At 57.4% G+C, this 1,957-nt stretch carries 1 protein-coding gene; it reads right to left on the bottom strand.

The window, feature by feature from the left end; translation table 11 throughout:
• Positions 1-1,957: calcium-binding protein (locus tag B9Z41_RS16780; RefSeq protein ID WP_304441803.1), on the bottom strand; the 1,957-nt coding region annotated here is incomplete at both ends.

The following is a 1,957-nucleotide window of genomic DNA, read 5'->3' as shown; positions in this document are numbered from 1 at the left end:
TGCCGTTACGTGTCACCCTGCTGGCTATGTCGCCAACGCCCCACACCGTGCCGTCCGCAAAGCTGATCTTCTCCACGCGGTAATACTCACTGCTGAAGTAACTCTGTATGGTCACCGTGTCTGTGCCCCAGCTCAGTTTGAGGTCTTCGCCTACCGCGCTCACCTGTGTGTCCCCTACCAACAACCCTGCCCCCAACTGCAAGGTGTCTACGTTTGGCACCCAATAGTCGAGGTCGTTGATCGTGTCTTGCCCATCTCCTTGGTTGAACACGTAGGTGTCGTTTCCTTGCCATCCTGAGAGATAGTCGTTGCCTACGCCACCCACCAGCGTGTCGTCCCCATAATCTCCCGCCAAACTGTCGTTGCCTTCACCTCCCATCAGCGTGTCGCTGCCATACCCCCCATTCAGTGCGTCGTTGCCTGCCCCGCCTGTGAGCATATCGGTCCCCGAATAGCCCACCATGTAGTCGTCACCTTCGCCCCCATCGATCACGTCGTCTTGGTTGCCTCCGTACAGCGTGTCGTTGCCACCCAAGCCGTTGATGCGGTTGGCGTAGTCGCTCAAACCTGTGATGGAGTCAGCCCCTTCGCTGCCGTTACGTGTCACCCTGCTGGCGATGTCTCCAACGCCCCACACCGTGCCGTCCGCAAAGCTGATCTTCTCCACGCGGTAATACTCACTGCTGAAGTAACTCTGTATGGTCACCGTGTCCGTGCCCCAACTCAGTTTGAGGTCTTCGCCTACCGCGCTCACCTGTGTGTACCCTACCAACAACCCTGCCCCCAACTGCAAGGTGTCTGTGTCTTGCCACGTCCAATAATCCAGATCGTTGATCGTGTCTTGCCCATCTCCTTGGTTGAACACGTAGGTGTCGTTTCCTTGCCATCCTGAGAGATAGTCGTTGCCTAAGCCACCCACCAGCGTGTCGTCCCCATAATCTCCCGCCAAACTGTCGTTGCCTACACCTCCCATCAGCGTGTCGTTGCCGTATCCACCGCTCAACGAGTCATCGCCTTCGCCCCCATCGATCACGTCGTCTTGGTTACCTCCGTACAGTGCGTCGTTGCCGCCCAAGCCGTTGATGCGGTTGGCGTAGTCTCTCAAGCCTGTGATGGCGTCAGCCCCTTCGCTGCCATTGCGTACCACCCTGCTGGCGATGTCTCCAACGCCCCACACCGTGCCGTCCGCAAAGCTGATCTTCTCCACGCGGTAATACTCACTGCTGAAGTAACTCTGTACGGTCACCGTGTCTGTGCCCCAGCTCAGTTTGAGGTCTTCGCCTACCGCGCTCACCTGTGTGTCCCCTACCAACAACCCTGCCCCCAACTGCAAGGTGTCTGTGTCTTGCCACGTCCAATAATCCAGATCGTTGATCGTGTCTTGCCCATCCCCTTGGTTGAACACGTAGGTGTCGTTTCCTTGCCATCCTGAGAGATAGTCGTTGCCTACGCCACCCACCAGCGTGTCGTCTCCATAATCTCCAGACAGGCTGTCGTTGCCTACACCTCCCATCAGCGTGTCGTTGCCGTATCCACCGCTCAACGAGTCATCGCCTTCGCCCCCATCGATCACGTCGTCTTGGTTACCTCCGTACAGTGCGTCGTTGCCGCCCAAGCCGTTGATGCGGTTTGCGTAGTCTCTCAAGCCTGTGATGGCGTCAGCCCCTTCGCTGCCGTTACGTGTCACCCTGCTGGCTATGTCGCCAACGCCCCACACCGTGCCATCCGCAAAGCTGATCTTCTCCACTTGGTAGTACACGCTGTTGAAGTAACTCTGTACGGTCACCGTGTCCGTGCCCCAACTCAGTTTGAGGTCTTCGCCTACTGCGCTCACCTGTGTGTCACCCACCAATAACCCAGCCCCCAACTGCAAGGTGTCTGTGTCTTGCCACCACCAATAGTCGAGATCGTTGATCGTGTCTTGCCCATCTCCTTGGTTGAACACATAGGTGTCGTT

It is taken from the genome of Limnohabitans sp. JirII-31 (genome assembly GCF_002778315.1).
Taxonomy (GTDB): Bacteria; Pseudomonadota; Gammaproteobacteria; order Burkholderiales; family Burkholderiaceae_C; genus Limnohabitans.
Note: the sequence above shows the minus strand (reverse complement) of the source record. Positions and strands in the feature narration are given on the sequence as shown.